The organism is Bacillus sp. V33-4 (genome assembly GCF_002860225.1).
Classification (GTDB): Bacteria; Bacillota; Bacilli; order Bacillales; family Cytobacillaceae; genus Bacillus_BJ; species Bacillus_BJ canaveralius.
The window spans coordinates 82111-104793 of sequence record NZ_PGVC01000004.1 but is presented as its reverse complement, the minus strand read 5'-3'; the positions used below and the strand labels follow the sequence as shown (position 1 = coordinate 104793).

The 22683-nt window shown below is 45.1% G+C and carries 25 protein-coding genes; 24 read left to right on the top strand and 1 reads right to left on the bottom strand.

Features of this window, described 5'->3' with window-relative positions:
- Window positions 1-92: 92 nt before the first annotated feature.
- On the top strand, window positions 93-173 hold the full coding sequence (spoVM, locus tag CVD23_RS02630) for a stage V sporulation protein SpoVM (protein ID WP_101576577.1): 81 nt from the start codon (window positions 93-95) through the stop codon (window positions 171-173).
- Window positions 174-365: 192 nt separating this feature from the next.
- Here the strand turns inward: spoVM and rpmB are convergent, their stop codons facing one another.
- Window positions 366-554 carry a 50S ribosomal protein L28 gene (rpmB, locus tag CVD23_RS02625; protein ID WP_101576578.1) on the bottom strand — a complete coding sequence of 63 codons (189 nt, stop codon included), beginning with the start codon at window positions 552-554 and terminating at the stop codon, window positions 366-368.
- A 268-nt stretch (window positions 555-822) separates the two neighbouring features.
- Here rpmB and CVD23_RS02620 point away from each other — a divergent pair, with 268 nt between their 5' ends.
- The 23 genes from CVD23_RS02620 (at window position 823) to ylqF (ending at window position 22619) form a co-directional block, all read left to right on the top strand.
- On the top strand, window positions 823-1185 hold the full coding sequence (locus tag CVD23_RS02620) for an Asp23/Gls24 family envelope stress response protein (RefSeq protein ID WP_101576579.1): 363 nt from the start codon (window positions 823-825) through the stop codon (window positions 1183-1185).
- A 109-nt stretch (window positions 1186-1294) separates the two neighbouring features.
- On the top strand, window positions 1295-2974 hold the full coding sequence (locus CVD23_RS02615) for a DAK2 domain-containing protein (RefSeq protein WP_101665102.1): 1680 nt from the start codon (window positions 1295-1297) through the stop codon (window positions 2972-2974).
- A 197-nt stretch (window positions 2975-3171) separates the two neighbouring features.
- On the top strand, window positions 3172-3834 hold the full coding sequence (gene sdaAB / locus CVD23_RS02610; protein ID WP_101665101.1) for an L-serine ammonia-lyase, iron-sulfur-dependent subunit beta: 663 nt from the start codon (window positions 3172-3174) through the stop codon (window positions 3832-3834).
- 52 nt (window positions 3835-3886) lie between these two features.
- Window positions 3887-4771, top strand: a complete 885-nt coding sequence (gene sdaAA, locus CVD23_RS02605) for an L-serine ammonia-lyase, iron-sulfur-dependent, subunit alpha (protein ID WP_101576582.1) — start codon at window positions 3887-3889, stop codon at window positions 4769-4771.
- Window positions 4768-6816, top strand: a complete 2049-nt coding sequence (recG, locus tag CVD23_RS02600) for an ATP-dependent DNA helicase RecG (RefSeq protein WP_101665100.1) — start codon at window positions 4768-4770, stop codon at window positions 6814-6816. Before sdaAA ends, recG begins: the two co-directional genes overlap by 4 nt.
- Window positions 6817-6949: 133 nt before the next feature.
- A complete protein-coding gene (gene fapR, locus CVD23_RS02595) occupies window positions 6950-7513 on the top strand; it encodes a transcription factor FapR (protein WP_101576584.1) in 564 nt (187 codons plus the stop codon).
- A gap of 17 nt (window positions 7514-7530) precedes the next feature.
- Window positions 7531-8544: a phosphate acyltransferase PlsX gene (gene plsX, locus CVD23_RS02590; RefSeq protein WP_101665099.1), complete on the top strand. Its 1014-nt coding sequence runs from the start codon at window positions 7531-7533 to the stop codon at window positions 8542-8544.
- A 31-nt stretch (window positions 8545-8575) separates the two neighbouring features.
- Entirely contained in the window at window positions 8576-9523 is a 948-nt protein-coding gene (gene fabD, locus CVD23_RS02585) for an ACP S-malonyltransferase (protein ID WP_101665098.1), read from the top strand.
- Window positions 9520-10263, top strand: coding sequence for a 3-oxoacyl-[acyl-carrier-protein] reductase (gene fabG, locus CVD23_RS02580; RefSeq protein ID WP_101576587.1), 744 nt, complete (start codon window positions 9520-9522; stop codon window positions 10261-10263). Before fabD ends, fabG begins: the two co-directional genes overlap by 4 nt.
- A gap of 91 nt (window positions 10264-10354) precedes the next feature.
- Window positions 10355-10588, top strand: a complete 234-nt coding sequence (gene acpP / locus CVD23_RS02575) for an acyl carrier protein (protein ID WP_101576588.1) — start codon at window positions 10355-10357, stop codon at window positions 10586-10588.
- Between the two features lie 159 nt (window positions 10589-10747).
- On the top strand, window positions 10748-11515 hold the full coding sequence (gene rnc, locus CVD23_RS02570) for a ribonuclease III (protein ID WP_101576589.1): 768 nt from the start codon (window positions 10748-10750) through the stop codon (window positions 11513-11515).
- A gap of 20 nt (window positions 11516-11535) precedes the next feature.
- Window positions 11536-15096, top strand: coding sequence for a chromosome segregation protein SMC (gene smc / locus CVD23_RS02565; protein ID WP_101665097.1), 3561 nt, complete (start codon window positions 11536-11538; stop codon window positions 15094-15096).
- A gap of 18 nt (window positions 15097-15114) precedes the next feature.
- Complete coding sequence (gene ftsY, locus CVD23_RS02560; protein ID WP_101576591.1) at window positions 15115-16101, top strand: signal recognition particle-docking protein FtsY; 987 nt, start codon at window positions 15115-15117, stop codon at window positions 16099-16101.
- Window positions 16102-16254: 153 nt separating this feature from the next.
- On the top strand, window positions 16255-16584 hold the full coding sequence (locus CVD23_RS02555) for a putative DNA-binding protein (protein WP_101665096.1): 330 nt from the start codon (window positions 16255-16257) through the stop codon (window positions 16582-16584).
- 13 nt (window positions 16585-16597) lie between these two features.
- A complete protein-coding gene (ffh, locus tag CVD23_RS02550; RefSeq protein ID WP_101665095.1) occupies window positions 16598-17950 on the top strand; it encodes a signal recognition particle protein in 1353 nt (450 codons plus the stop codon).
- Between the two features lie 99 nt (window positions 17951-18049).
- A complete protein-coding gene (gene rpsP, locus CVD23_RS02545) occupies window positions 18050-18322 on the top strand; it encodes a 30S ribosomal protein S16 (protein ID WP_101665094.1) in 273 nt (90 codons plus the stop codon).
- Window positions 18323-18333: 11 nt separating this feature from the next.
- Window positions 18334-18564, top strand: a complete 231-nt coding sequence (locus CVD23_RS02540; RefSeq protein WP_101665093.1) for a KH domain-containing protein — start codon at window positions 18334-18336, stop codon at window positions 18562-18564.
- A 280-nt stretch (window positions 18565-18844) separates the two neighbouring features.
- Complete coding sequence (locus CVD23_RS02535; protein ID WP_101576596.1) at window positions 18845-19237, top strand: YlqD family protein; 393 nt, start codon at window positions 18845-18847, stop codon at window positions 19235-19237.
- A gap of 5 nt (window positions 19238-19242) precedes the next feature.
- A complete protein-coding gene (rimM, locus tag CVD23_RS02530; protein ID WP_101576597.1) occupies window positions 19243-19761 on the top strand; it encodes a ribosome maturation factor RimM in 519 nt (172 codons plus the stop codon).
- On the top strand, window positions 19761-20501 hold the full coding sequence (gene trmD / locus CVD23_RS02525; RefSeq protein WP_180955497.1) for a tRNA (guanosine(37)-N1)-methyltransferase TrmD: 741 nt from the start codon (window positions 19761-19763) through the stop codon (window positions 20499-20501). Before rimM ends, trmD begins: the two co-directional genes overlap by 1 nt.
- Window positions 20502-20639: 138 nt before the next feature.
- A complete protein-coding gene (gene rplS / locus CVD23_RS02520; RefSeq protein WP_101576599.1) occupies window positions 20640-20984 on the top strand; it encodes a 50S ribosomal protein L19 in 345 nt (114 codons plus the stop codon).
- Between the two features lie 169 nt (window positions 20985-21153).
- A complete protein-coding gene (lepB, locus tag CVD23_RS02515; RefSeq protein ID WP_101576600.1) occupies window positions 21154-21705 on the top strand; it encodes a signal peptidase I in 552 nt (183 codons plus the stop codon).
- A 20-nt stretch (window positions 21706-21725) separates the two neighbouring features.
- Window positions 21726-22619, top strand: coding sequence for a ribosome biogenesis GTPase YlqF (gene ylqF / locus CVD23_RS02510; RefSeq protein WP_101665092.1), 894 nt, complete (start codon window positions 21726-21728; stop codon window positions 22617-22619).
- Window positions 22620-22683 lie beyond the last annotated feature (64 nt).

Below are 22683 nucleotides of genomic sequence, written 5' to 3'. Positions count from 1 at the left end.
AATTAAGAAAGTACAAAATCGTTCTTTTTGAATATGATGAAAGGAACGAATAAAACGAGAGATACACGCGTGAGATGGTGAGGAGGGACATGATGAGATTTTATACGATTAAACTGCCAAAGGTGTTGGGTGGTCTTGTCCGTGCGATGTTAGGGGCCTTTAAAAAAGGCTGATAGAATAATATATAGCTGGATGCATAACACATGCCTTCCCGGACAGACAACCTTTCTGAAAAAAGCCGCCTGAGCACCCGCGCAAATGGGTGCTCTTATTTTGCGTGGAATATCCAATTTTCTCATAACTATCGCAAACGCATCTCAATTTTTCATCTGGAAAAAGAAAAGACACCCTCATGGGGTGTCTTATTATACGCGTTCTACTTTACCGGATTTGAGCGCTCTCGCAGAAACCCAAACACGTTTAGGTTTTCCGTCTACAAGAATGCGAACTTTTTGAAGGTTGGCACCCCAAGTACGTTTGTTAGCGTTCATCGCATGGGAACGAGCATTCCCTGAACGAGTTGATTTACCAGTGATCACACATTTGCGTGGCATATATTTCCCTCCTAACTACCAAAACAGAAACTATTTTTTCTTCGCTTTACGATTAACATTAGTTCTTACATCAAAAGATACCTTAATAATTTATCATACAACCGCCTTTAATGCAATAGCTGCGATCAGAGCTTTCAAGAAAATTTGCTTGACATAGGACTGTGGCGCATGCTCAATAATAAGACTAGCGAAGAATAGCTTTCAAATTTGTAGCTGTTATAGTAAAATGTCTTTAGCCAAGGAGCAATTTCCAAAGGGGGAACGTTTCATGTCCATCGAACTTAAAACACAGTACGGGCAAATTGACATTTCAAATGAAGTCATTGCTACTATTTCCGGTGGAGCAGCTGTTGACTGCTACGGGATTGTCGGGATGGCGTCTAAAAGCCAAATTAAAGATGGCCTGACAGAAATTTTGCGAAAAGAAAATTTCACCCGCGGTGTAGTCGTCCGCCAGGAAAACGATGAAGTACATATTGACATGTATATTATAGTAAGTTATGGAACGAAAATTTCCGAGGTTGCTCACAACGTTCAATCAAAGGTTCAATATACGCTTGATAAAACTGTTGGGCTTGCCGTTGACTCGGTAAATATTTACGTTCAGGGCGTTCGTGTAACGAACCCTTAAGTTCGTAAGAGGGTTCTGTTTTACGTATACTTTGTTCGTCAAAACATTCACTTGTGAACAAGTTCGTACAACGGTTCACTTACGAACACTTAGTGAGGAGGAAAGATTTGTGGCAATTAAAGTTTTAGACGGAATACGCTTCGCGGAAATGGTGATCCAGGGAGCCAACCATTTGTCTGCTAATGCGAAAATGGTCGATGCGTTGAACGTTTTTCCAGTTCCGGATGGTGATACAGGGACGAACATGAACCTATCGATGACTTCTGGAGCAAAGGAAGTTAAAAATAACGTGCAGCAGCATATCGGTAAAGTGGGGATAGCTTTATCAAAGGGTCTGTTGATGGGAGCGCGGGGTAATTCAGGAGTTATTCTGTCACAGTTGTTCCGCGGATTTTCGAAGCATATTGAGCAAAAACCATCTGTTACGACAGCGGAATTTGCCTTTGCGTTGGAATCCGGCGTTGAAACGGCCTATAAAGCAGTGATGAAGCCTGTTGAAGGAACCATTTTAACCGTGGCGAAAGACTCGGCCAGGAAAGCGGTACAAGCCGCCAAAAAAGAAACTGACTTGGTTGCAGTCATGGAAGCAGTGCTGAAAGAAGCGAAGGCTTCCCTTAAGCGGACACCGGACCTTTTGCCTGTTTTGAAAGAAGTCGGCGTCGTCGATAGCGGCGGACAGGGGCTTGTTCTCGTATACGAAGGCTTTCTTGCCGAGCTTAAAGGTGAAAAACTTTCAGATTCCCCATCCCTTCCGAACATGGGTGACCTTGTTAGCGCTGAGCATCATAAAAACGTTCACAGCCATATTAATACTGAAGATATTAAATTTGGCTATTGTACGGAATTTATGGTTAAATTTGAAGCGGGGAAGCTTAAAAAATCACCATTTTCCGAGGATACTTTCCGCCAGGACTTGAGCCAGTACGGAGACTCACTGCTTGTGATTGCCGACGAGGAGCTTGTCAAAGTGCATATACACTCCGAACGGCCGGGAGATGTTTTGAGCTACGGGCAGAAATATGGCAGCTTAATAAACATGAAAGTAGAAAACATGCGGCAACAGCATTCCAATCTGCTCGAAACAAACCTGAAGCCGCTTGCTTCTGAACAGGCATCAACGCCAAAAGAAAAACGGGAGTACGGAATTGTTACCGTTTCAATGGGTAAGGGGATCGCCGAATTGTTCCGAAGCATTGGCGCCCATGCCGTTATTGAAGGCGGCCAAACAATGAACCCAAGCACAGAGGATATTGTAAAAGCAGTCAAGGAAGTAAACGCGAAAAAAGTTATTATCCTTCCAAATAATAAAAATATCATCATGGCTGCCGAGCAGGCTGCAGATGTATCTGATGAAGAAGTGATCGTGATCGCTTCAAAAACGGTACCTCAGGGAATGTCGGCACTGCTTGCTTTCAACCCGGGTGCGGACTTGTCTGAAAATCAGCAAGCAATGTCAGAGGCTCTCGGAGCTGTTAAAACCGGGCAAATTACTTATGCTGTCCGCGATACGTCCATCGACGGACTAACGATTGCGAAAGGCGATTTCATGGGAATTGCCGAAGGGAAAATCGTTGTCAAGGATCAGGATAAAATCAAGTCAGCAAAAGAACTGTTGACGAACCTAATCAATGAAGATACGGAGATCCTTACGATTTTAAAAGGGGAAGATGCATCAGAAGATGATGTCAAAACACTTGTCTCTTTTATTGAGGAAACATACGATGATATAGAAGTTGAAGTGCATAGCGGCGAACAGCCGCTGTACGCGTTTATCTTTGCCATCGAGTAAAGCTGCTATTTCTGTGGAGACGCGGACGTAGTGCGCGCTGACAGCGAATTGCATCATTTCATAGCAGAAATAGAAGGGTCCCCCCTTCTATTTCTTGTTGTATAACGAACTATGGAACTAAAAGTATCATATAGTTGCTCCGCTCCGAACAGGAGCCAAAAGGCAAAAAAAACTTTATTCGGGGGAGGAAAGCTGTCATGAAATATAGAAGTGTTTTTGATATTATTGGTCCAATTATGATTGGCCCGTCGAGCTCCCATACAGCCGGTGCTGCCAGAATTGGCAAAGTAGCCAGAAGCTTGTTTGGCCGCGAACCGAAATGGGCGAATATTTCTTTATATGGCTCCTTTGCTAAAACATATAAAGGTCATGGAACCGATGTGGCGATCGTCGGAGGTATACTTGACTTCGATACGTTTGATGAACGGATTATTGACTCGATTAAGATTGCCAAAAAAAGCGGTATAAAGGTAGAGTTTGTTGAAGAGGATGCGGTCACAGACCATCCGAATACAGCCAGAATTTCAATTGGGGACGAAGAAGGTGAACTGGAACTGGTCGGCATCTCAATTGGCGGAGGGAAGATTGAAATCATTGAATTGAATGGATTTGAACTGAAGCTTTCCGGCCATCATCCGGCAATTCTCGTCGTCCACAATGACAGGTTTGGGGCGATTGCGAACGTTTCGAATACGCTCGCAAAGTATAAACTGAATATTGGGCATATGGAAGTGTCACGGAAGGAAAAAGGCAAGCTTGCTTTAATGACGATTGAAGTCGACCAAAATATTGACGAGTCTATCGTTCAGGAGCTTGAAAAGCTGCCGGATATTATAAAGGTTACGAAAATAATAGAATAACACGAGATTTATATGATAACGCTTTCATATACGCAGGAAAGGGGGCTACACGTTGTTCAGGAATGTAGCGGAATTAATTGAATTGGCCGACAGCCAAAATAAAAAAATATCCGAGATTATGATTGAGCAGGAAATGGAAGTGACTGGCCGGACGAGGGATCAAGTCATCAATTTAATGGATAAAAATCTCACCGTGATGGAGGAGGCCGTTGAAAGAGGATTAAACGGTGTTCATTCCCATTCAGGTTTAACTGGCGGAGATGCTGTCCTTTTGCAGAAATATATCGAAAAAGGCAATTTTCTCTCGGGAGAAACGATTTTGGATGCCGTCAGCAAAGCGGTGGCCACCAATGAAGTGAATGCAGCGATGGGGACGATCTGTGCCACCCCGACAGCAGGATCTGCGGGAGTGGTTCCGGGAACCCTGTTCGCGGTTAAAAATAAGCTTAATCCAACGCGGGAGCAAATGGTGTCATTTCTGTTTACAGCAGGTGCTTTCGGGTTTGTTGTCGCCAACAATGCAAGTATTTCAGGAGCTGCAGGCGGCTGCCAGGCTGAAGTCGGTTCAGCGTCAGGCATGGCGGCGGCTGCAATTGTCGAAATGGCTGGAGGCACCCCCGAGCAATCGGCTCAAGCAATGGCGATCACCTTGAAAAACATGCTTGGTTTAGTATGTGATCCTGTCGCCGGTCTTGTTGAGGTACCGTGCGTGAAAAGAAATGCCATGGGGGCAGCCAATGCGATGGTGGCGGCGGATATGGCACTGGCCGGAATTACAAGTCGTATTCCTTGTGACGAAGTAATTGATGCCATGTACAAAATCGGCCAAACAATGCCCGTCGCTTTACGAGAAACTGCACAGGGAGGGTTGGCGGCAACTCCGACAGGCCGTGAGCTTGAAGCGAAGATCTTCGGAATTCCGCTCAAGTCAAAGTGAATGGATCGCTGAATCAACCTGTTACGATAATCAAAGGTATTGGCGCTGAAACCGCAGAAGCACTCGCAGAAATGAGTCTGTTCACTGTCGGGGACTTATTGGAGCATTTTCCGTACCGGTTTGAAGATTACCGGCTTAAGGATCTGGCAGAAGTGAAACACGATGAGAGAGTTACGGTTGAGGGGAAGGTCCACAGTGAGCCTTCCTTAATCTATTATGCAAGAAAAAAGTCACGCCTGACGGTTCGCCTGCTCGTTGGCCGCTATTTAATTCAAGTCGTGTTTTTTAACCAGCCCTATTTAAAAAACAAACTGGCAATAAACGAAACAATAACGGTAACCGGAAAATGGGACCAGCACAGGCAAACGATCACAGGCAACGAAATGCAGTCAGGCGAATATTCAAAAACGAAGGAATTTGAACCTGTTTATGCGGTGAGAGGAAAAATAACCGTCAAGGGGATTCGAAAGTATATTAACCTCGCGTTTACTCAATATAGCCATGAAATTGAAGAAACAATGCCTGCTTCAATCATAAAAAAATATAAACTCTTAAACCGCCGTGATGCCCTCAGATTGATGCATTTCCCTATGTCAGGCGAGGATGTAAAACAGGCAAGGCGGAGATTTGTTTATGAAGAATTTTTATTTTTTCAAATTAGAATACAGGCACTTCGCAAATTTGAACGTGAGAATTCGGCCGGTTTCAGCCAGAAATACAATTTAAAAAAGGTAAAGGCATTTATATTAGCGCTTCCTTTTCCGCTTACAGATGCTCAGAAGCGTGTCATCAATGAAATACTCGCCGATATGAAATCGTCTTATCGAATGAACCGGCTTTTGCAGGGGGATGTTGGCTCGGGGAAAACCGTTGTTGCGGCAATCGGGCTTTACGCGACTGTTACTGCTGGATTCCAGGGCGCTTTAATGGTGCCAACTGAAATACTGGCTGAACAGCATGCTGAATCACTAAATGCCCTGTTGAGCCCGTTTGGCGTTCGCTGTGAATTGCTGACAAGCTCGGTAAAAGGCAAACGGAGAAAAGCAATTCTTGAAGATTTGCAATCTGGTGAAGTGGACGTGCTGATCGGTACGCATGCCCTTATCCAGGAAGAAGTACAATTCTTGAAGCTCGGCTTCGTTATCACTGACGAGCAGCATCGCTTTGGAGTTGAGCAGAGACGAATTCTTCGTGAAAAAGGGCAAAGTCCCGATGTTTTATTTATGACAGCGACCCCGATTCCCAGGACACTTGCGATTACAGCCTTCGGAGAAATGGACGTTTCCGTCATCGATGAAATGCCGGCTGGCAGAAAAGAGATTGAAACGTATTGGGCGAAGCACGAGATGCTTGACAGGATTCTCGGTTTTATGGAAAAGGAGCTTGTTCAAGGAAGACAAGCTTATGTGATATGTCCGTTAATCGAGGAATCGGATAAGCTCGACGTCCAAAACGCCATTGATGTACACAGCACCCTTACCCACTATTTCCAGAATCGTTATAAAGTCGGCCTGATGCACGGCCGCTTAAGCTTTGATGAGAAAGAAGCAGTGATGAAAGCGTTCAGCACGAACGAAATTCAAGTGCTTGTCTCAACAACGGTCGTCGAAGTCGGGGTCAATGTGCCGAATGCGACTGTGATGGTCATCTATGACGCTGAACGGTTTGGGCTGTCCCAGCTTCACCAGCTGCGCGGCCGCGTCGGCAGGGGATCTGAACAGTCATACTGCATCCTGCTTGCAAATCCAAAAACTGAAATAGGCAAGGAAAGAATGCGGATCATGGCTGAAACAAACGATGGCTTTGTGCTAAGTGAAAAAGATCTCGAACTGCGTGGCCCGGGTGATTTTTTCGGCAAAAAACAAAGCGGACTTCCCGAGTTCAAAGTAGCCGATATGGTCCACGATTACCGGGCGCTTGAAACAGCGCGCAGCGATGCAGCTGTGATGATTCAAGCGGACGTGTTTTGGAATTCAGATGAATATCGCTTCCTGCGCGAATTTTTGGAAAGATCCGGCGCTCTTTCCGGTGAAAAGCTTGATTGATGCGACTCGCAGCGTTACATGGTATCGGCTTAAAGCAGATCAAGAATCGGTTATTAAGATTCTTGCAATCTGCTTTTTTTGATTATATACTACTATTAGTACCTAGTCTTAATATCTCGGACGGTGTAAAAAAATGAAAAGAAGCAAACGAGAACGGCAGCAGCTGCTGGTGGAAACGATCAAAGAAAATCCGTTTATTACTGATGAAGATCTCGCAGAGGATTTTTCTGTAAGTGTCCAAACGATCCGTCTCGACCGGTTGGAGTTGTCGATACCGGAATTAAGGGAGCGGATTAAAAGCGTTGCCGAAAAAACATTTGAGGATGAAGTAAGAGCATTGCCGATTGAAGAAGTAATTGGGGAAATCATTGATATAGAATTGGACAGCAGTGCGATTTCGATCTTTGATGTGAAAGCAGAACATGTTTTTGTGCGAAATCAAATTGCCAGAGGACATCATCTATTCGCCCAGGCCAACTCGCTGGCGGTCGCTGTCATCAATGATGAACTGGCGCTGACAGCGAAAGCAGCTATCCAGTTTACGAGGCCCGTAAAAGTGAAAGAACGCGTGATCGCGAAAGCGCGGGTCACGAATATTGATCCTGAAAATGCAAGAACGCTCGTTGAAGTGAACAGTTACGTTAATAGCGAGCTCGTCTTTCAAGGTGAGTTTGAAATGTACCGTTCAAAAAAATAACACAAGGAATGAGCACAATGAAAATAGCGATAGATGCAATGGGTGGCGACCATGCGCCAAAGGAAATCGTCCTCGGTGCAATGAAGGCCATTGAAGCTTACCAGGATATACATATAACGCTTGTCGGTGATGAAAAGCAAATCAATCATTATTTGACAAACAACGAACGAATTCAGATTATTCACACAGAAGAAGTTATTCTCGGAACAGATGAACCGGTTAAAGCTGTACGACGCAAAAAAAATGCGTCGATGGTTCTCGCTGCACAGCAGGTTGCTGACGGTGCTGCTGACGGCTGTATTTCAGCCGGAAACACCGGAGCACTGATGGCAGCCGGCTTGTTTGTCGTTGGCCGCATCGACGGCATTGAACGGCCGGCACTGTCCCCTACGCTTCCGACGATCGGCGGTGAAGGCTTTCTACTGCTCGATGTCGGTGCCAATGTTGATGCGAAGCCGGAACACTTGCTGCAATATGCAATCATTGGTTCAGTCTATTGGGAAAAGGTTAGAGGAGTTAAAAACCCGAGAATTGGCCTTCTTAATATTGGAACGGAAGAAAAGAAAGGAAATGAGCTGGCTAAAAAGGCTTTCGAGCTGATCAGCGCGGCAAATTTGAATTTTGTCGGGAACGTAGAAGCACGCGATTTGCTGGACGGTGCCGCCGATGTCGTAGTTACAGACGGCTTCACAGGAAATATGGTTTTAAAAACGATTGAAGGAACTGCCTCGTCTGTCTTTAAAATGCTGAAAACCGCATTGACAGGCAGCTTAAAAAGCAAATTGGCGGCCGCAGTCCTTAAGCCGGACCTTGTACAATTAAAGAATAAAATGGACTATTCCGAGTATGGCGGAGCAGGTTTGTTCGGCTTAAAGGCACCTGTTATAAAAGCGCATGGTTCTTCAGATGAGAACGCTGTTTTTCATGCGATCCGCCAGGCCCGCGAAATGATTGAAAAAGATGTTTCCGGAACAATTAAGAAAACGATCGGAGAATCAGTTTCATCTGGATCATCAAAAAATGATCACTAATATGAATATGAATTAGAAAGGAGATTGTAAAGTGGGAAAAATTGCTTTCTTGTTTCCCGGTCAGGGTTCTCAAACTGTAGGCATGGGTAAATCGCTAGCGGATGGGAGTGCAGCTGTCCAAAGTGTTTTTGATCAGGCAGATAAGGCCTTAAATTCTAAACTATCAAAGTTAATATTTGAAGGCCCCCAGGAAGAGCTGACGTTAACGTATAATGCGCAACCAGCCCTGTTAACAGCAAGTATCGCAGCGCTCGAGTATTTCAAGCAGTTCGGCATTGCCGCAGATTTTGTCGCCGGTCATAGCCTTGGTGAATACACGGCACTTGTGGCAGCAGGAGCGTTCCGTTTTGAAGAGGCGGTCTACGCTGTCCGAAAACGAGGCGAATTTATGGAAGCAGCCGTTCCAAATGGAGAAGGATCAATGGCAGCGATTCTCGGCCTTGAGAGGGAAGTATTGGCTGCTATAACAGATCGAATTACCGCTACTGGACATCCGGTTCAGCTTGCCAACTTAAATTGCCCGGGACAGATTGTCATTTCCGGTTCGAAGACAGGTGTTGAGCTGGCGTCGGAGGCAGCGCGGGAGGCTGGCGCAAAACGGGCGATTCAGCTCGAAGTGAGCGGTCCTTTCCATTCAGTTTTAATGAAACCTGCGGCCGAGCAGCTAAAAGCCGTGCTCGATGGAATGATTGTAAATAATCCTAATATACCGGTTATCGCCAATGTAACGGCTGAACCGATCGTATCAGCTGAGGAAATCAAGGATAAACTTGTCGAACAGCTATATGCACCGGTACTATGGGAAGATTCAATTAAAAAAATGGTTGAGCTCGGCGTTGATACCTTCATTGAAGTCGGTCCTGGCCGGGTGTTATCAGGCCTCGTAAAAAAGATCGATCGAAGTGCACAAATATTTTCTGTAGCTGACGAAGATTCGTGTAAAGCGGCAGCGGAAGCCTTAGAGGGGGAAAAGCGATGAAACTGGAAGGAAAAGCAGCGCTCGTCACCGGCGCATCAAGAGGAATTGGCCGGGAAATTGCTTTGGAATTAGCGAGGCAGGGAGCTTCGGTTGCTGTCAACTATTCCGGAAGTGAGGCAAGAGCAAACGAGGTTGTTGATGAAATTCGTGCTCTTGGCCGGGAAGCATTTGCTGTCCAGGCCGATGTTGCCAATTCCGATTCAGTGGCGGCTATGGTCAAGGAAACGTTTGAAAAGTTTGGGAAACTCGATATTCTCGTCAATAACGCCGGCATTACCAGAGACAATCTTTTAATGAGAATGAAGGAAGAAGAATGGGATGACGTTATTAATACGAATTTAAAAGGCGTGTTCCTTTGCACAAAAGCGGTGACGCGGCAGATGATGAAGCAGCGCAGCGGCCGGATTATTAACATCTCCTCGATTGTCGGTGTAAGCGGAAATGCCGGACAGGCCAACTATGTTGCGGCGAAAGCCGGGGTAATCGGCCTTACCAAAACGACGGCCAAGGAGCTCGCTTCACGAGGAATCCTCGTCAACGCCGTAGCACCCGGTTTTATCTCGACCGATATGACAGACAAGCTCTCAGAGGAGGTAAAAGCAGAAATGTTAAAACAAATTCCGCTTGCGCGTCTGGGAGAACCGGGTGATATCGCCCGTGTTGCCGCATTCCTCGCTTCCGATGACTGTGGGTACATGACAGGGCAAACACTTCATGTTGACGGTGGAATGGTCATGTAACGGCAAGTCCGCGTTCTATTAAAAATCAATGACAAGCCTTTATTAACTTTTCAAAATACACTATAATGTCCCCGAGGGGAGGTGAATAAGCATGGCAGATGTACTAGAACGTGTAACCAAGATCATCGTTGACCGTTTGGGAGTAGATGAAAACCAAATTACTCTCGAAGCTTCCTTCAAGGATGATTTAGGCGCTGATTCCCTTGATGTTGTTGAACTTGTGATGGAACTGGAAGACGAGTTTGATATGGAAATTTCTGACGATGATGCTGAAAAAATTGCAACAGTCGGCGACGCTGTTAATTACATAAAAAACAGTCAGTAACCGCTACGTCTAAATTGAAAGCTCCGTTTTTACGGAGCTTTCTTCAATAGGAACAAGCCAGTCCAGTACGGAAATTAAAATTTTCGGGAGCGAATTCCCTTTTCTGCGTTTTTTTTGTAAACTTGAAATGATGTAAATTACGAGCAAGGTGGAATTTTTATGCGCAATAACGGAAGAGACAAAGAAAAAAAAGCACTTCGCGCAAAGGAAAAACAATTTAAAGATTTTCAGAACAAAATTGGCATTCAATTTAAAGATGAAAAGCTGCTAAAACAGGCATTTACCCATTCATCATATGTGAATGAGCATCGCAGGCGGCCTTATGAAGACAATGAAAGGCTGGAGTTTTTAGGCGATGCGGTACTCGAGTTGACTGTATCCAAATACCTCTTTAAAAAATACCCGATGATGAGTGAAGGCGAATTAACAAAGCTTCGTGCAGCTGTAGTCTGTGAACCGTCACTCGTCTCGTTTGCCAATGAGCTTTCCTTTGGGGAACTTATCTTACTCGGCAAGGGTGAGGAGATGACGGGCGGAAGAGCTAGGCCGGCACTGCTTGCCGATGTTTTTGAAGCGTTTATAGGGGCATTGTATTTGGATCAGGACATTGAAACGGTTACCGGATTTTTGGAACAAGTCATTTTTCCGAAAATCAGTGCAGGTGCTTTTTCTCATGTGATGGATTATAAAAGCCAGTTACAGGAACTGGTCCAGCGGGATGGCGCTGGTACGGTAGAATATAAAATTATGCTGGAAAAAGGGCCTGCTCATAATCGGGAATTTGTTTCGAGAGTGTCCCTGAACGGCACAGAACTGGGTACTGGAAACGGCCGTTCCAAAAAGGAAGCCGAGCAGCACGCTGCGCAAATGGCTCTTGAAAAATTAAAAACCCATCTTCAGGACGCACATGAAATGGATAAAGACTAGCATGATGAGGGGGACATAAAGTGTATTTAAAGCGACTCGATGTTGTTGGTTTTAAATCGTTCGCTGAACGGATTGGCGTTGATTTTGTTCCGGGTGTAACCGCTGTTGTCGGCCCGAACGGCAGCGGCAAAAGCAATATTACGGATTCCATTCGCTGGGTGCTCGGTGAACAGTCAGCAAAGTCCCTTCGCGGCACAAAAATGGAGGATATTATCTTTGCCGGAAGCGATTCAAGAAAGGCGCTCAATTTTGCCGAAGTCACGTTAACACTCGATAATGAGGATCAAGCTTTACCGATTGATTATAATGAGGTAAGCGTGACAAGACGCGTGTTCCGTTCAGGAGAAAGTGAATTTCTGATTAATAAGCAGCAATGCCGGTTAAAGGATATCGTCGATCTTTTTATGGATTCCGGACTTGGACGTGAAGCGTTCTCAATCATCAGCCAGGGAAAAGTAGAGGAAATTTTGAACAGCAAGGCGGAGGAGCGAAGAACGATCTTTGAAGAAGCCGCCGGCGTTCTAAAATATAAATCAAGAAAGAAAAAAGCGGAGGCCAAGCTGTTTGAGACACGGGAAAACCTGAATCGTGTCAACGATATTTTGCATGAGCTTGAAGGCCAGGTGGAACCACTTAAAATACAGGCTTCAATTGCGAAAGATTATCTGGAGCAAAAAGAAGAGCTTGAAAAAATCGAAGTTGCTCTGACTGTGCATGAAATAGAGGATCTTCACCAGAAATGGGACCAGCTCTCGAAACAGCTCGAACAACATCAAAATGATGAAGGAAAATTATCTGCAGAGCTGCAATTGAAAGAAGCCAAAATCGAAGAATCGCGCGATCGGATTGCAGCGCTTGATGAATCAATCAATGATTTGCAAAATGTGCTTCTGCATGCAAGTGAAGAGCTTGAGAAATTGGAGGGCCGTAAAGAGGTTTTAAAGGAAAGAAAGAAAAATGCCTCGCAAAATAAAGAGCAGATTCAACAAAACCTTGCGGACTTGTCAAAAAAAATAGCCGTTCTCAAAGAGGAAAAAGCCGTCCATGAAAGCGAAGCTTTGAAACTTGAGAGCGAAGCGGCCCACCTTGAGGAACGGCTCAGTGAAAAACAGCAGCATATCAGCTTGTTCAGCGAAAATATTGAAGAAAAGATAGAATCGTTGAAAAGTGATTACATTGAGAGGCTCAATGAACAGGCAAGCGCGAAAAATGAAATCAGCTATATTGACCAGCAGCTTGAGCAACACCAGGCGAGAAACTCAAAGCTTGATGGGGAGAATGGAAAGTTTTTGGCGGACCGTCAGGCGATTGAAGAAAAAAAGGCCGGGATTAAAGCCAAGCTGCTTTCAACAAAATCCCAGCTTGAAAAACAAGTCCATACGTTTATGGAAGATCAGAGAAATCTGGAAACCTTAAAAGCAAATTATCAGAAACAAGAAAAAACGCTCTATCAAGCATACCAATTTTTACAGCAGGCGAAATCGCGAAAAGAAATGCTTGAGGAAATGGAAGATGACTATTCAGGCTTTTTCCAGGGAGTCAAAGAAGTATTAAAAGCCCGCAATTCAAAGCTGCAAGGTATCGAAGGGGCGGTTGCCGAGCTTATCCAGGTTCCGCAGGAATTCCAGGTAGCAGTTGAAACTGCTCTTGGCGGCGCGATGCAGCATATTGTTGTTGATAACGAACAGAACGCAAGAACCGCAATCCAGTATTTAAAGCAGAATGCATTTGGGCGGGCAACCTTTCTTCCGCTAAGTGTAATGAAAGGGAAATCATTGGCGCCGGCACAGCTGCAGGCCGTACGGCAGCACTCATCCTTTATCGGCACCGCCGAGAGCCTTGTCGGCTTTGATGGGAAATTCGCGGCCGCTGTTGCAAATTTGCTTGGCAATACGGTTGTTTCCAGAGATCTAACAGGGGCAAACGAAATGGCCAGACTGCTGCAATACCGCTGCAGGCTGGTGACGCTTGAAGGGGATATAGTCAATCCGGGAGGCTCGATGACCGGTGGCGCTGTGAAGCAAAAAACGTCTTCGCTGTTGAGCCGAAAAGGCGAACTCGAAAACCTTAAAGAAAAGCTGGCTGACATGGAGAGTAAAACAGCCGAGCTTGAAGATAAAGTAAAAAAAATCAAGGCAACTATACAGGAGAAGGAAGCCAGTCTCGAACAGTCGCGAAAAACCGGAGAAGAACTGCGGATGAAAGAACAGTCATTAAAGGGGAATCTCCGCGAAGTGGAACTGGAAGAAAAAAATGTTAACGAACGGTTGGCCCTTTACGATATGGATATGCTCCAGTTTGCCGATGAGCAAGCCAGGCTTACCGCCAGGAAAGATGAGCTTTATGCCTTGCTTGATTCTTCAGGGGAGCGGATTTCAGCTCTCGATACAGAAATTGCCCAGCTGACAGAGCAGAAAACGAGTGCGATGACCTCAAAGGAGACGCTTTCTGGAGAAATAAGTGAACTGAAGGTCGCGCTTGCTGCGAAGAAGGAGCAGCTGCACTCACGGCTTGAGCAGCTTGAACGAATGACGGGAGAACTGAATGAGCATGAACAGCGGCGAACGGCCCATCAGGAGGATTTACAATTGCTTTCCTCGGAGATGACCGATAATTATTCCGGAGAGCAGCAACTGGAAGATGCAGCCAAACGAAAGCTGAATGATAAAAATGAAACGATCAAACTGATTTCATCGAGAAGGGATGAACGGTTAAAAATGCATCACATTCTCGATGATGCAGAGCGGGAAGTGAAGGAGTTAAAACGCCAGCATAAAGGGCTCATCACCGTTCTTAAAGATGAGGAAGTAAAACTAACTCGCCTTGATGTCGAGCTTGAAAACAGGCTGAGGGTTCTTCGTGAAGAGTATTTGCTATCGTTCGAAGGAGCAAAAGAACAGTTCTCGCTTTCAATTCCTCCTGATGAAGCCCGGAAAAAAGTAAAGCTGATCAAGCTTGCCATCGAAGAACTCGGCACAGTGAATCTGGGTGCGATCGAGGAGTATGAACGGGTTTCGGATCGTTATGAGTTCCTGCTCGAACAAAAGAATGATCTTCAAGAAGCAAAGGATACACTGTTTCAGGTAATTGACGAGATGGACGATGAAATGAAGAAACGGTTTGAGCAGACTTTCTACGGAATCCGTTCTCATTTTGAGGGTGTGTTCCAGGCCTTATTCGGCGGTGGACGAGCCGATCTTCGCCTGACAGATCCAGACGATTTGCTGAACACAGGCGTTGACATCGTTGCTCAGCCTCCCGGGAAAAAACTGCAAAATCTCGGCCTTTTATCCGGCGGGGAACGGGCTTTGACTGCGATTGCCCTTCTGTTTTCGATTTTAAAGGTCCGTCCTGTTCCTTTCTGTATTTTAGATGAGGTTGAAGCAGCGCTTGATGAGGCCAACGTCTTCAGATTCAGCCAGTATTTAAAACGATACAGCTCGGGAACCCAATTTATCGTCATTACCCATAGAAAGGGTACGATGGAAGAGGCCGATGTCCTTTATGGCGTAACAATGCAGGAATCAGGAGTATCAAAGCTTGTTTCCGTACGCCTTGAGGAATCTAAAGAAATAATATAATCGTAAAGGAGTAGGATGATGAGCTTCTTTAAAAAACTAAAGGAATCGATCACGAAACAAACGGACAGCGTAACGGGAAAATTCAAGGACGGGCTCAGTAAAACACGTGATAATTTCAGCGGGAAAGTGAATGATCTTGTCGCCCGCTACCGTAAAGTCGATGAGGATTTTTTTGAAGAGCTGGAGGAAATATTGATCCAGGCCGATGTTGGTTTTGAAACGGTGATGGAGCTGGTAGATGAACTGAAAATGGAAGTGAAGCGCCGCAATATCCACGACCCCCGTGACGTTCAAGCCGTCATTTCTGAAAAGCTCGTTGAAATTTATGATGGCGGTGATGCTGGCTCCTCGCATGTAAACCTTCAGCAGGATCAACTGACTGTCATTTTATTTGTCGGTGTTAATGGTGTCGGGAAAACGACAACAATCGGCAAATTGGCCCATAAATTCAAAGGTGAAGGAAAAAATGTCGTCCTCGCCGCCGGGGATACATTCCGGGCCGGGGCAATCGAACAGCTGGAAGTGTGGGGAGAGCGGGTTGGAGCCGATGTTATTAAGCAAGCGCCCGGCTCCGACCCCGCCGCGGTCATGTATGATGCTATCCAGTCTGCCAGAGCACGCAAAGCCGATATTCTTCTTTGCGATACCGCCGGCCGCCTCCAGAATAAAGTGAATCTAATGAACGAGCTTGAAAAAGTAAAGCGTGTCATTGAAAGGGAAATTCCCGGAGCTCCCCACGAGGTTCTCCTTGTTCTCGATGCGACAACCGGGCAAAACGCGTTAGTCCAGGCGAAAACGTTTAAAGAAGCGACAAATGTTAGCGGGATTGTCCTGACAAAACTGGATGGAACAGCGAAAGGCGGAATTGTGCTGGCAATCCGAAATGAATTGCAGATCCCGGTTAAATTTGTCGGGCTTGGCGAGAAAATGGATGACCTTCAGGAATTCGATGCCGAGAAATACGTGTATGGACTTTTTGCCGATCTCGTTGATGAAGAAGAGTAAGCACAACCCGGATGGACCTGTTTCATCCGGTTTTTTTATCGAGACTGACAAATACTGACCGGGTGATCTGTAAAGATATTTTCTTGACATAGAAGGCATAACTGTGTAAAATATCTATGTAAAGGCTTTTCACTTAACAAGGGGGGATGAGTGATGCTGGACAAAACAACGCGTATGAACTATTTGTACGATTTTTACCAGTCGTTGTTAACCCCGAAGCAGAGCAGCTATATGTCCCTTTATTATCTCGAAGACTATTCCCTCGGAGAGATTGCCGAAGAGTATGATGTCAGCCGCCAGGCCGTGTACGACAACATCAAACGCACAGAAGCAATGCTTGAAGAATATGAGGAAAAGCTGTTATTATTTCAAAAATTTCAAGAGCGAAGCAAGCTCATTTCAAACATAAAAGAAATGATCACTTCGGGTGACCCGGAGGATCGCCTTTTACAAGCGGTTGCAGAGCTTGAGAAATTAGATTAGGAGGCGGCAAACAATGGCATTTGAAGGATTGGCCGACCGACTGCAGAGTACGATGCAAAAAATCCGCAGCAAAGGAAAAGTTTCCGAAGCGGATGTTAAGGAAATGATGCGTGACGTGCGCCTTGCCTTGCTGGAAGCGGACGTTAACTTTAAGGTAGTCAAAGAATTTATCAAAAAAGTCAGTGAGCGTGCGGTCGGCCAGGAAGTGCTGAAAAGCCTGACTCCCGGCCAGCAGGTTATCAAAATTGTCAAAGAAGAGCTGACTGCCTTAATGGGCGGCGAAGAAAGCAAAATCGCCGCATCCAACCGCCCGCCGACTGTGATTATGATGGTTGGCCTGCAAGGTGCCGGGAAAACGACGACTTCAGGCAAATTAGCAAATCTGCTTCGGAAAAAGTACAACAGAAAGCCTTTGCTCGTCGCGGCTGATGTGTATCGTCCGGCGGCCATTAAACAGCTGGAAACGCTCGGGAAGCAATTGAATATGCCGGTCTTTTCGCTTGGTGACGAGGTCAGTCCTGTCGAAATTGCCAGACAGGCGATTGCTGAAGCAAAAGAACAGCATCATGATTATGTTTTGATTGATACAGCAGGCCGTCTGCATGTCGATGAAACGCTAATGGACGAGCTGAAGCAAATCAAAGAGCTTTCAAATCCGGATGAAATTTTTCTTGTTGTCGATGCAATGACGGGGCAGGATGCTGTCAATGTCGCACAGAGCTTTAACGAGCAGCTCGGATTAACCGGAGTTGTTCTGACCAAGCTCGATGGCGATACCCGCGGTGGAGCAGCACTGTCGATCCGGTCCGTAACCGATACACCGATTAAATTCGTCGGTCTTGGTGAAAAGCTTGATGCGCTTGAGACGTTCCATCCAGAACGAATGGCATCAAGGATTCTCGGAATGGGAGACATGCTCACCTTAATCGAGAAGGCCCAGGCAAATGTCGATGAAGAAAAGGCGAAAGAACTTCAAGAAAAAATGCGCACCGCCTCTTTTACTCTCGATGACTTCCTTGAACAGCTTGGTCAGGTCCGCAATATGGGACCGCTTGATGAACTGTTGAAAATGATGCCTGGAGCAAACAAGATTAAAGGCTTAAACAATCTGCAAATTGATGAAAAGCAGATCACCCATGTTGAAGCGATTATTCAGTCGATGACAAAGGCTGAAAAAATCCATCCTGATGTGATCAACGCCGGACGGCGAAAGCGAATTGCAAAAGGAAGCGGGACATCGATTCAAGAAGTCAACCGTCTGCTCAAGCAATTCGAAGAAATGAAGAAAATGATGAAGCAAATGACAGGCATGCAGCAAAAAGGCAAGAAAAAAGGCGGTTTTAAGCTTCCGTTTAAGCCTTTTTAGTACTTTTTATGAGCCTGACAAGAAAAAACACTTTACAACCAATATACTATTTGTTATTATTCTATCTTGTGTAAAACTATTCGGAGGTGCTTATTTAAAATGGCAGTAAAAATTCGTTTAAAACGTATGGGAGCTAAAAAATCTCCTTTCTATCGTATTGTTGTAGCTGATTCTCGTTCTCCACGTGACGGCCGTTTCATCGAAACAGTCGGGACTTACAACCCGGTTTCAGAACCAGCTCAAGTTGAAATCAACGAAGAATTGGCGCTTAAGTGGATGCAAACAGGTGCAAAGCCATCTGACACTGTTCGCAACCTTTTCTCTAAGCAAGGCATCATGGAAAAATTCCATAATGCGAAACATAGCAAGTAATAGCGGATGCGATGAAAGAATTAATCGAAGCGATTGTTAAGCCCCTAGTTGATTTTCCGGAAGATGTTCAAGTGAATATTCATGAAGAAGGTCAACGCGTGACCTACCAGCTTTCTGTCAACAAGAGTGACATGGGTAAAGTAATTGGAAAGCAGGGGCGCGTTGCTAAGGCAATTCGAACCGTTGTATATGCAGCAGGATCAACACAACAGAAGAAAGTTTTCTTAGAAATCAGTGAATAAACCAGCCGGCTCGGGTGCGATTTTCTCCTCATAAATCTGATCAACTGTCAAGCGATGCGAAAACAAAGATCCGTTTACCTCGAGGAGGCATATCCATAGCCGAGCTGGCCATCAGAGAGAAGGAGGGGAAACCCTTCTTTTTTTATACTTGATTAAATTTCACAATGTAATAAGCTAAACGGAAAAACGAATGAAGTTGCCTAAATAAACAGGAGTATGCCGTTTAGTTTCAGGATCAAGATAGCCGTAGATGGACAAAAAGTGATCGGAGGTTCACTGCATGAAAATACTCCAAACTGTTGTGGTCAAGCAAGTTTTAACTGATAAAAGCAAAAATGTTCTTTTTGAGAAATACCAGGAAAATAAAAAGCAGCTCCAAAAGGAGTGTGACCAGTTGCGCTTTGAATTAAAAAAGGTGGAACGCTCCAAAAAATTTCAAACCGACAGTCTCAAAAAGCATTTCGAGAGGGAAGTTCAGCTTCGCCAGGAAAAAATAAAGCTCCTTGATTTCCAAATGGAGCAATTACATATGCTACCGTTAGGCAGTGAACTAAAAGAAAAGGAATTACAGGCAATTGTTGAGATTCATGAAGGAGACAGCTGGGATAATATCCTTCATGGCAAGACGGTTGTCGTTAAGGACGGAATTGTTGCAGAAATACGCGAAAGGTGATGGCGATGGAGAAGTGGTTTAACGTCGGAAAAATTGTGAACACACACGGGATTAAAGGCGAAGTTCGTGTAATCTCAAGAACAGATTTTCCGGAAAAGCGTTACAAACCGGGAAATCGGCTTTACTTGTTTTTGGAAGATAACAAAGAACCGCTTGAATTAACGGTGGGCAGCCACCGTACCCATAAAAACTTTGATTTATTAACCTTTGATGGTTATGAAAATATAAGTGAAGTAGAAAAAATGAAGGGTGGCCTTTTAAAAATTTCCGAAAGCCAGCTCGGCGCTCTTGACGAAGGAGAATTTTTCTTCCACGAAATAATCGGCTGTGAAGTATTTACCATGGCTGGTGAAAAAATCGGCATCATCAAGGAAATTTTAACTCCCGGAGCCAATGATGTTTGGGTTGTCAAAGGGGAAAGTGAAAAGGATATCCTCATTCCATATATTGATCAAATCGTCAAAAAAGTAGATATAAAGGAAAAAACGATTTTAATCGAGCCTATGGACGGATTGCTGCCATGATGAAAATCGACGTTTTATCCTTGTTTCCTGAAATGTTCAGCGGTGTTTTAGGACATTCGATCTTGAAAAAGGCCGAAGAAAAAAACGCAGTCTCCTACAAAGTTGTGAATTTCCGGGAATATGCTGACAACAAGCATAAGACCGTTGATGATTATCCGTACGGGGGCGGAGCGGGAATGGTTTTAAAGCCTCAGCCGATTTTCGATGCCATTACAGCGTTAACGGAACAGGCTGGGGCATCCAAGCCGAGAATCATTCTGCTTTGCCCCCAGGGGGAACGCTTTTCGCAGCGGAAAGCAGAGGAGCTTTCAAAGGAAGAACATCTCATTTTTATTTGCGGCCACTATGAAGGCTACGATGAAAGGATTCGCGAACATTTGGTCACCGATGAGATTTCGATTGGGGACTATGTGCTGACAGGCGGTGAACTTGGTGCGATGGTTATAATTGACAGTGTTGTCCGTCTCTTGCCCGATGTCCTCGGCAGCGAAGAATCTCATCTCCACGATTCATTCAGCACGGGTTTCCTGGAACATCCGCACTATACGAGACCAGCTGAATTTCGCGGCTTAAAGGTTCCAGATGTTCTGCTCTCCGGGGACCATAAGCGAATCGATGAGTGGAGAACGAAGGAATCACTGCGGAGAACTTATTTACGCCGATCAGACTTGTTGGACAAAATCGAGCTATCTGATGAGCAGAAAAAGATGCTTGCTGAAATTGTAAAAGAGCGGGAATAGCTATTGCGATAGCACTCGATTTGTGTTATGATATTTTTTGTGACTTGGGCATGAAAATATGTCCACGGTCTGGATAACGGTGTTCCGCTGCAGGCATAGAAAGTCGTGCAAGAGCATCTGTGGGAGGAGTTGAAAACGATGCAACAATTAATCGAAGAAATCACAAAAGCTCAGCTTCGTTCTGATCTGCCAGCGTTCCGTCCCGGTGATACTGTGCGCGTGCACGTAAAAGTTATCGAGGGAACTCGCGAACGTGTCCAGCTTTTCGAAGGTGTAGTGATTAAGCGTCGTGGTGGCGGAATCAGCGAAACATTTACAGTACGTAAAGTTTCTTACGGTGTAGGTGTCGAGCGTACATTCCCTGTTCACACACCAAAAATTGCGAAGCTTGAAGTTATTCGCCGCGGTAAAGTACGCCGTGCAAAACTTTACTACTTGCGCAACCTGCGTGGTAAAAAAGCTCGTATTAAAGAAATCCGATAATAGTATGATGAAAGGAGCTTGGTCGATCAAGCTCCTTTTTCATAGGCTTTTAGCTCCATATCAATGATAAATCATTATAAAAAAAGATTGATTCGTGTTTATTTGAGGAATCTTTTGTAAAATAAAGCTATGTAGTTATATTTTAAGGTGCAGGAATGGTGGAGAACTAATGACAAAGCAAAAAAACGAATTTTGGGAATGGACAAAGGCTCTGCTTATTGCAGTTGCACTTGCTGCCGTAATCCGGTATTTCTTGTTTGCTCCGATTGTAGTTGACGGTTTGTCGATGATGCCGACACTTCATGATCAGGACAGGATGATTGTCAACAAATTCAGCTATCAGTGGGGAGAGCCTGAACGGTTTGATATTATTGTTTTTCATGCTCCGGAAAATAAAGATTACATAAAAAGAGTGATAGGGCTGCCCGGTGATCGGGTAGAATATAGGGAGGATACTCTCTATATAAATGGTGAACCGTATGAAGAGCCTTATTTGGATACTTATAAGCAGCAGGTCATTGACGGCCCGTTGACGGATCCATTTACACTCGAAGAAAAAATCGGCCAGGAAACGGTTCCCGAAGGGCATTTATTTGTGATGGGCGACAATCGCCGATTTAGCAAAGACAGCCGCCATATCGGAACAGTGCCAATGGAAAAAGTACTCGGTAACACAGACATCGTCTATTGGCCGATAGAAGACGTGCGTATTGTGAAATAGACTGTAGGGGGGTGGCTGCTTTGACGATCCAATGGTTTCCAGGCCATATGGCCAAGGCTCGCAGGGAAGTCACAGAAAAGCTTAAGCTGATTGACATTGTGTATGAACTGGTGGATGCACGTATCCCGTATTCCTCCCGAAATCCAATGATTGATGAAATCATTCAGCATAAGCCAAGGCTTGTTCTTTTGAATAAAGCGGATATGGCTGATCCTTCTGTTACAAGGGAATGGATTCAATTTTTCGGAGACCAGGGAGTCACGGCGCTTGCGATTAACTCCCAGGCGGGGACAGGCATGAAAGAGATTGTGTCTGCTTCGAAAGAGGCGCTCAATGAAAAGTTTGAGCGGATGAGAGCGAAAGGCGTTAAAAAGCCAAGAGCAATTCGGGCAATGATTGTCGGGATTCCCAATGCCGGGAAATCGACGCTTATTAATCGGCTTGCCAAGAAAAATATCGCCAGAACCGGCAATACACCGGGCGTAACAAAAGCGCAGCAATGGATTAAGGTCGGTAAAGAGCTGGAGCTTCTCGATACTCCCGGGATTCTCTGGCCCAAATTTGAGGATCAGGAAGTAGGTCTGAAGCTCGCAGTAACCGGTGCGATTAAGGATACAATCCTCAATATGCACGATATCGCGATTTATGCTTTGCGCTTTTTAGAAAAATCCTATCCATACCGGTTAAAGGATCGGTTTCAGCTTGAAACAATCCCTGAGGATGTCGTCGAGCTGCTCCATGAAATCGGCAGGTTCAGAGGCTGTTTGACGGGTGGCGGCGAAGTGGACTATGACAAGGTTTGCGAGCTCGTAATCAGGGAAATCAGGACAGAACGACTCGGTCCGCTGACATTTGAAAGGCCTGAACAATTGCTTGAGAAAAAAGATGATAATCGACACGACAAAGGCCTCTGAAAAGGGGCCTTTGTTTAATGAAGATGTAAAAGATTCCATATAATGGCTTTGCGCTACAAAGCGG

Coding starts and splice junctions, on each gene's coding strand:
- spoVM (WP_101576577.1), top strand. CDS start 93: ATGAGATTTTATACGATTAAACTGCCAAAGGTGTTGGGTGGTCTTGTC.
- rpmB (WP_101576578.1), bottom strand. CDS start 554: ATGCCACGCAAATGTGTGATCACTGGTAAATCAACTCGTTCAGGGAAT.
- CVD23_RS02620 (WP_101576579.1), top strand. CDS start 823: ATGTCCATCGAACTTAAAACACAGTACGGGCAAATTGACATTTCAAAT.
- sdaAB (WP_101665101.1), top strand. CDS start 3,172: ATGAAATATAGAAGTGTTTTTGATATTATTGGTCCAATTATGATTGGC.
- fapR (WP_101576584.1), top strand. CDS start 6,950: ATGAAAAGAAGCAAACGAGAACGGCAGCAGCTGCTGGTGGAAACGATC.
- plsX (WP_101665099.1), top strand. CDS start 7,531: ATGAAAATAGCGATAGATGCAATGGGTGGCGACCATGCGCCAAAGGAA.
- fabG (WP_101576587.1), top strand. CDS start 9,520: ATGAAACTGGAAGGAAAAGCAGCGCTCGTCACCGGCGCATCAAGAGGA.
- acpP (WP_101576588.1), top strand. CDS start 10,355: ATGGCAGATGTACTAGAACGTGTAACCAAGATCATCGTTGACCGTTTG.
- rnc (WP_101576589.1), top strand. CDS start 10,748: ATGCGCAATAACGGAAGAGACAAAGAAAAAAAAGCACTTCGCGCAAAG.
- ftsY (WP_101576591.1), top strand. CDS start 15,115: ATGAGCTTCTTTAAAAAACTAAAGGAATCGATCACGAAACAAACGGAC.
- CVD23_RS02555 (WP_101665096.1), top strand. CDS start 16,255: ATGCTGGACAAAACAACGCGTATGAACTATTTGTACGATTTTTACCAG.
- ffh (WP_101665095.1), top strand. CDS start 16,598: ATGGCATTTGAAGGATTGGCCGACCGACTGCAGAGTACGATGCAAAAA.
- rpsP (WP_101665094.1), top strand. CDS start 18,050: ATGGCAGTAAAAATTCGTTTAAAACGTATGGGAGCTAAAAAATCTCCT.
- CVD23_RS02540 (WP_101665093.1), top strand. CDS start 18,334: ATGAAAGAATTAATCGAAGCGATTGTTAAGCCCCTAGTTGATTTTCCG.
- CVD23_RS02535 (WP_101576596.1), top strand. CDS start 18,845: ATGAAAATACTCCAAACTGTTGTGGTCAAGCAAGTTTTAACTGATAAA.
- rimM (WP_101576597.1), top strand. CDS start 19,243: ATGGAGAAGTGGTTTAACGTCGGAAAAATTGTGAACACACACGGGATT.
- trmD (WP_180955497.1), top strand. CDS start 19,761: ATGAAAATCGACGTTTTATCCTTGTTTCCTGAAATGTTCAGCGGTGTT.
- rplS (WP_101576599.1), top strand. CDS start 20,640: ATGCAACAATTAATCGAAGAAATCACAAAAGCTCAGCTTCGTTCTGAT.
- lepB (WP_101576600.1), top strand. CDS start 21,154: ATGACAAAGCAAAAAAACGAATTTTGGGAATGGACAAAGGCTCTGCTT.